The sequence below is a fragment of the Nocardiopsis sp. RV163 genome, assembly GCF_001029525.1.
Taxonomy (GTDB): Bacteria; Actinomycetota; Actinomycetes; order Streptosporangiales; family Streptosporangiaceae; genus Nocardiopsis; species Nocardiopsis dassonvillei.
On record NZ_LEKI01000003.1, the window covers coordinates 79,826 to 86,593 of the forward strand.

5 protein-coding genes are annotated in these 6,768 nt (G+C 72.1%); 1 reads left to right on the forward strand and 4 read right to left on the reverse strand.

Going from position 1 to position 6,768, the window contains the following annotated elements:
• Positions 1-28: 28 nt before the first annotated feature.
• From ABD54_RS01310 to ABD54_RS01330, 4 genes are all read right to left on the reverse strand, one after another.
• A complete protein-coding gene (locus ABD54_RS01310) occupies positions 29-886 on the reverse strand; it encodes a SigB/SigF/SigG family RNA polymerase sigma factor (RefSeq protein ID WP_047867576.1) in 858 nt (285 codons plus the stop codon).
• A gap of 506 nt (positions 887-1,392) precedes the next feature.
• Positions 1,393-2,319, reverse strand: coding sequence for a cation diffusion facilitator family transporter (locus ABD54_RS01315; RefSeq protein ID WP_047867577.1), 927 nt, complete (start codon positions 2,317-2,319; stop codon positions 1,393-1,395).
• 623 nt (positions 2,320-2,942) lie between these two features.
• A complete protein-coding gene (locus ABD54_RS01325) occupies positions 2,943-4,472 on the reverse strand; it encodes an acyl-CoA synthetase (protein WP_047867579.1) in 1,530 nt (509 codons plus the stop codon).
• Positions 4,473-4,678: 206 nt separating this feature from the next.
• Entirely contained in the window at positions 4,679-5,506 is an 828-nt protein-coding gene (locus ABD54_RS01330; RefSeq protein WP_047867580.1) for an alpha/beta fold hydrolase, read from the reverse strand.
• 257 nt (positions 5,507-5,763) lie between these two features.
• On the opposite strand from ABD54_RS01330, the gene ABD54_RS01335 reads away from it, so the two are divergent.
• Positions 5,764-6,684, forward strand: a complete 921-nt coding sequence (locus ABD54_RS01335) for a ketopantoate reductase family protein (protein ID WP_200904017.1) — start codon at positions 5,764-5,766, stop codon at positions 6,682-6,684.
• The last annotated feature ends 84 nt before the right edge of the window (positions 6,685-6,768 follow it).

Consider the following 6,768-nt stretch of genomic DNA (forward strand, 5'->3'; position numbering starts at 1 on the left):
CGGCGTCCTCCCGGCGGCGCTGCCCGCCTCATCTCCGGGCGCGCCCGTCCTGTTCCATCTCCTCGCGCAGTTGCGCCAGGACGCCGTTGAGGAGCCGGGACACGTGCATCTGCGAGTAGCCGAGGCAGTCGGCGATCTGGGACTGGGTGCGGTCGCCGAAGAAGCGCAGCATGAGGATCTCGCGCTCGCGCTCGGGCAGGCGGGCCAGGGCGGGCTTGAGCGACTCGCGCTGGACAACCAGTTCCAGGCCCTCGTCCTCGCTGCCCAGGTGGTCCTCCAACCGGCTGCCCTCCACGCCCTCGGAGTCGGAGGCCTCCGGCGCGTCCAGGGACAGGGAGCGGTAGGACTCCGAGACCTGGATCAGCTCGCTGACCTCGGCCCCGGGCAGCCCCATCTCCTCGGAGAGTTCGCGGATCGTGGGCGTCCGCGCGTGGGCCTGCTGGAAGTCGTTGAGCGCCTGGCGCAGCTTGGTCCGGTTCTCCTGGTGGCGCCGGGACACGCGCACGGCCCAGGTGTGGTCGCGGAAGTGCCGCTTGATCTCACCGGTGACCGTGGGCATCAGGTAGGAGATGAACGGCTTGCCGCGGTCGGGGTTGAAGCCGTGGATGGCCTTGACCAGCCCGAGCATGGCGGCCTGCTGCAGATCGTCCAGCGGTTCGCCCCGGCCGTTGTAGCGGCGGGCTAGCCTGTTGACCAGCGGCTGGTAGAGGACCACGACCCGTTCGCACAGGTCGTCGGCCCTCGGGTCGTCCCTGTCAAGGGCGTGGAGTTCGGCGAGCATCTCCTCGGCGGTGGGGTCCTCGTCCCATACCGGTGTGCGCGGTCCGGGGACGGCTGGTGTGCGGTCGAAGGTCTCGTGCGTCGCGTGGGGAACGTTGATGGACAAAGAGGAAGCCCCCGGTGTCGTGTCCTGTTGGATGCCTGATGTCCGCCTGGACGGCGGTGGGCGGACGGTACGTCCGCGCTGCCGATCGAGGCGGGCGGCCGGTATCCGGCGGGGGATGATCGCGATATGAGGAGTATTTTCCCCAAGAAATGGCTTCAAAAGCCACTGGGAGGAAATTTTTCACCATGCGCCATAAAACCGCATGCCGCACGCACACGACAGACGGAAAAGCAGGGGAAAAATACCCGCACCCCCCGGAGTGCGCGAACCCCCGCCGGAGCCAGCGACATGCTTCAACTGCTCAAATGCCTTGCGTGCATCTGATGCGACTCCACACCGCATGGGAACCACACGCCTGCGAACAATGTTGATTTTACCCGAACACGTGTTCGCTTCATTGTTTCGGTGAAAATAAGAGCTGCCTGGAAAGCCAGCGCACAGGGCGGGTGCCCCTCGAAAGGGCTGCCCCGGGCCTTCGGGCACGGCCCTCGCGGTCGCGGGGCGCCTCAGTCCGCGGGCCGCGGGCGCAGCAGGTCGGGTTCGACGTAGATGATCGTGGCGATGGGCACCGCCGCGCGGATCCGCCGCTCGGCCTCGTCGATGGCGGCGGTGACGCGGCGGGCGTCGTCCTCGGCGTCCACGGCCACCTTGGCCGCGACCAGGAGCTCCTCGGGGCCCAGGTGCATCGTTCGCATGTGGATGAGGGCGTCGATGTCCGCGCAGTCCAGGACGGCCTCGCGGATGAGGCGGATGTGCTCCTCACTGGCCGACTCACCGATGAGCAGGCTCTTCATCTCCACCGCCAGGACCACCGCGAACACCATCAGCAGCAGTCCGATGGCCCCCGAGCCGAGCCCGTCCCAGACGCCGTCGCCGGTGATCAGGGTGAGGCTGACACCGGCCAGGGCGAAGGCCAGGCCGATGAGGGCACCGGTGTCCTCCAACAGGATCACCGGCAGTTCCGGGGCCTTGGTGCGGCGGATGAAGCCGAACCAGCCCACCCGGGCGCGTGCCGTCCTGGTCTGGCGCATCGCGGTGCGCAGCGCCGTCGACTCCAGGGCGGCGGCCACCAGCAGCACCACGAGGGGGACCCACTGCCAGGAGGTGATCGGGTGCGGGTCGCGGATCTTCTCCCATGCCTCGTACAGGGCGAACAGCCCGCCGAGGGTGAACAGCACGATCGCCACCAGGAAGGCGTAGACATAGCGCTCGTGGCCGAAACCGAAGGGGTGTTCGCGGGTGGCCGTGCGCCTGGCCCGCCGCCCGCCGACCAGCAGCAGGAGCTGGTTGCCTGAGTCGGCCACCGAGTGCACCGACTCGGCGAGCATGGCCGACGAGGCGGTCAGAAGGTAGGCGACGAACTTGGTCGCGGCGATCCCGAGATTGGCCGCCAACGCCATGACCACGGCCTTCGTGCTGTCCTCGCCACTCACCGCGTCGCCTCCTCGTCAGCCGCGGACCGCGCGGCCCGGGAATACGGAGCGGGCGGCCGGCGCGGCCTCACCGGCCGGGGCCGTCCGAGGCGGTCGGATCCGCGCCCCGGACTGTCCCAGGTTCGGGGGAGCCGTGTACCCGTGCAAGCACCCCCGCGGCCGTGTCGGGCCGCGGGGCCGGTCGGAGCGCGAGGAGTGTTCGGCCGGGCGGGGGCGCACGCGCAGCTCCATCTCGGCCGGGAGCCGCCCCAGCCCCCGGGAGAAGGCCTCCTCCGGGGTCGGACCCGCGGTGATCGTGCGTTCGACGGCCGGGTAGCGCCCCGCCGCACCCGCGCGGGCGGCCGGGAAGGCGTCCCGGACCCCGTCCCGCGTGCGACCGCCGGAGACGGTCCAGGCCTCGGCCCGGTCCTGGCCGCCCTCCGGATGGTTCCAGCCCCGCCTGGTCGACACCGCGCCGGGCGAGCTGAAAACCGACACGGGCCGGGCCGCCGAGGCCGCCGGAGGGTCGCGCCGCGACCGCCCCGAACGGGTGGGCCTCAACGTGGGCTGCGAGATCAGCCTCCGGTCCCCGAAGAGGCGGATCCCCCGTGGGGGCGGGTCAGCCGCGGACGGCGCGGTGCCGGTCAGGCGGTGCGGTCGCGCAGCTCGCGCTTGAGGATCTTGCCGGAGGCGTTGCGCGGCAGGCCGGCCACCACCCGCACCTCCTTGGGGACCTTGAACGCCGCCAGGCGGGCGCGCACGTGCTCCACCAGGTCGTCGGGCAGGGTCTCGGGGTCGGCCTCCCCGGTGGGCACCACGAACGCGGTCACCGCCTCGATCCACTTCTCGTCGGGCACGCCGACCACCGCGGCCTCAGCCACCCCGGGGTGGGTGTACAGGGCGTCCTCCACCTCACGGGAGGCCACCAGCACGCCGCCGGTGTTGATGACGTCCTTGATCCGGTCCACAACCTCGATGTAGCCCTCGGCGTCGGCGCGCACCAGGTCGCCGGAGTGGAACCAGCCGTCACGGAAGGCCTCCCGGGTCTCCTCGGGCTTGTCCCAGTAGCCCCGGCACAACTGCGGCGACCGGTACACCGCCTCGCCCAGCTCGCCGGGGGCGACGGCGCGTCCGTCGTCGTCCACCACCCTGAGTTCCACGAACAGGGCGGAGCGGCCCGCGGAGGCGGGGCGCGCATCGTGCTCCTCGGGGCGCAGCACCGTGGCCAGCGGGCCGATCTCGCTCTGCCCGAAGCAGTTGTAGAAGCCCAGTCCGGGCAGGGCGGCGCGCAGCCTGTCCAGCACCGGTCCGGGCATGACGGAGGCCCCGTAGTAGGCCTTGCGCAGGCTCGACAGGTCTCGCCGGGCGAAATCGGGGTGGCCCGCCATCGCCACCCACAGCGTGGGCGCGGCGAAGAAGGCCCGGTGCCCGGCCGTCTCGATCCGCTCCAGCAGGTCGGCGGGGTCGGGCGCCTCCACCAGGGTGTTGCGCGCCCCGACCGCCAGCCACGGCATGAGGAAGACGTGCATCTGCGCGCTGTGGTAGAGCGGCATGGCGTGCAGGGGCTCGTCGTCGGCGGACAGGTCCAGGCCCACCACGCAGGACAGGTACTCGTGGACGAGCGCCCGGTGGGTCATCATCGCGCCCTTGGGGCGGGAGGTGGTGCCGGAGGTGTACAGCAGCTGCACCAGGTCGGTGTCGCGGACATCGGCGTCCAGTTCGGGCACCGGCCCCTCCAGGCTGTCGGCGAGCAGCGAGCCGGGGCCCTCGCGCAGCTCCAGCACCTGTTCCACGCCGGTCTCGGCGCGCAGCGCGTCCACGGCCGGGCGCAGGGCGGGATCGGTCAGGACGACGGTGCTGCCGGACTGCTCCAGCAGGTAGGCCAGCTCCTCCCCGCGGAGGGCGAAGTTGATCGGCACGTGGACCAGCCCCGCCCGGGCGCAGGCCAGGAACCCGATGAGGTAGGCGTCGGAGTTCCTGCCGTAGGCCGCGACCCTGTCGCCCCGGACGGCGCCGAGGCCGCGCAGGCGTGCGGCGGCGCGGGTGACCGCGGCGTCCAGGTCGGCGTAGGTCCAGTCGCGCCCGCCGAAGACCAGTGCGGTACGCCCCGGGGCGCGTGCCGCGCTGCGCCGGAGGACGTCGTCCACGGTGCTGGATGTCGTCGAACCGGTCATGTGCCGCCTCCCGCCCGCCGGTACGGCCGCTGGAGCCGTCGGCAGCACCCATCCTGTGGCGCACGGGCCGCGCTGGCAACACCCGGCGGGAGATCGGCGCCCTCGCGATCCGGCAGCGCACCCGCTCCCCACGGCCGCGCTCGGCGTCCGCCGCGGCGGGCGGGTCCGGTCGCTGCTCCCGCGCGGTCCCGCCAGCCGGAGGCGGGTCAGCTCTTGAGGAACTCCAGCAGGTCCTGGTTGAACCTGTCCTTGTCGCCCGGTACGAGGGCGATGCCGTGGGAGCCGCCCTCGTAGACCTTCAGGGTCGCTTCCGGGATGATCCGCGCCGACTTGCGGCCGGTGGCGTCGATCGGAACGACCTGGTCGTCGTCTCCGTGCACCACCAGGGTCGGGACGTCGAAGCGGCGCAGGTCCTCGGTGAAGTCGGTGTAGCCGAAGGCGTCCACGCAGCGCACGCCGGCCTCGATGGCCTGGTGCATGGCCATGAACCAGAAGGCGTCCTTGTTGCCCTGCGTGACCTTGTTGCCGGGGCGGTTGGCGCCGAAGAAGCCCTCCGCGGTCTCCCTCCAGAACTGCGAGCGCTCCCGGAGGATGCCGTCCTTGATCCCGGTGAGGATCTCCTCGGGCACCCCCTCGGGGTTGGTGTCGGACCTGAGCATGACCGGCGGGACCGCGGACAGCAGGACGGCCTGGCGCACGCGCCGGGTGCCGTGGCGCCCGATGTAGCGGGCGAGCTCGCCGCCCCCCATGGAGTGGGCCACCAGCGTGACGTCCTGGAGGTCCAGGTGGTTCATGAGGTCGTTGAGGTCGTCCGCGAAGGTGTCGAAGTCGTAGCCGCTCCAGGGCTGGCCGGAGCGGCCGTGGCCGCGGCGGTCGTGGGCGAGGCCGCGGAAGCCGTTGTCGGCCACCCACTTCATCTGGTCCTCCCACGCGTCGGCGTTGAGCGGCCAGCCGTGGATGAACACGACCGGTCGGCCGCTCCCCCAGTCCTTGTAGAAGATCTCGACGCCGTCGCGGGTGGTCACGTAAGCCATGGGAACCGTTTCCTCCTCCTAGTGCGGGCGGGGCGTCACCCCGGGTCGCGCCGTGCTCGCCCTCCGAACGGGGCGCACGGGCCACGACCAGAGTGCCCTCCGCTCCGAACCGCGAAAACCGGGGTTTCCCAAGCATGGGACAGGCTTTGCGAGAGTGCGGCGGCGCCGGGTACCCGGTCCCCTCGCCGCGCCCTTGCCGGGCGGGACCCCACGGCCCTAGGTTGTGCGTTGTCGTGCAACCACCGGGCGGGAGCAGCATGAGGATTCTTGTCGTGGGAGCCGGAGCGGTCGGCGGCTACTTCGGAGCGCACCTGGCCCGGGCGGGCCGCGACGTGGACTTCCTCGTCCGCCCCGCCCGCGCAGCGCTCCTTCGCGAACAAGGTCTGCGCGTGCGCGACGTGCGAGGACGCGTGGAGGCGGTACCGGTCCGCGCGATCACCGCCGACCAGGTGGGACCCGACTACGGCCTGGTGGTCGTGGCCGTCAAGTCGTACGGGTTCGACGACGCCCTCAAGGACCTGTCCCCCGCCGTGGGCCCGCGGACCGCGGTGCTGCCCTTCCTCAACGGCATGCGCCACGTCGACGCCCTGGTGGACCGCTTCGGCGCGGACCGGGTCTACGGCGGCGTGGCCATGGTGATGACGCGCCTGGGCGAACAGGGGGAGATCGTCCAGGTCGGCAACATGGGTCGGCTGATCTACGGACCGCTGGGCGAACACCCCGTCGTCGCGCCGCGGGAGGTGCACGCGGCGCTGGACACCGGGGGTCACACCGCCACCTCCGCCGCCGACATCCGCCAGGAGCTGTGGGACAAGTGGGTGTTCCTGGCGACCCTGGGCGCGTGCACCTGCCTGATGCGCGGCCCCATCGGCCGGGTCAACAGCGCACCGGGCGGCCAGGAGTTCACCGCCGCCGTCTTCGCCGAGGCCATCGCCGTGGCCACCGCCTCGGGCCACCCGCCGGGCGAGGCGGCCCGCGAGAGGGCCGACGCGGTCATCGCCGACACCACGTCCTCGACCACGACCTCCATGTACTGGGACCTGAGCCGCGGCAACCCGGTGGAGGCCGACCACATCATCGGCGACCTGGTCTCCCGGGGCAGGGAGCTGGGCGTGGCCACGCCGCTGTTCTCGCTGGCGTACACGCACCTGAGCGTCTACGGGGCGGGGCGCGGGTAGGCTGCTCCTGTCCGCCGACCGCCCCGGTGGCGCCGGCCCCGCCCGCGGCACACCGGGCGGCCCCTCGGGCCACGGCCCCGGCAC

Excerpts from the sequence above, each read along its gene's own strand:
- ABD54_RS01335 (WP_200904017.1), top strand. The coding sequence starts at position 5,764 with ATGAGGATTCTTGTCGTGGGAGCCGGAGCGGTCGGCGGCTACTTCGGA.
- ABD54_RS01330 (WP_047867580.1), bottom strand. The coding sequence starts at position 5,506 with ATGGCTTACGTGACCACCCGCGACGGCGTCGAGATCTTCTACAAGGAC.
- ABD54_RS01325 (WP_047867579.1), bottom strand. The coding sequence starts at position 4,472 with ATGACCGGTTCGACGACATCCAGCACCGTGGACGACGTCCTCCGGCGC.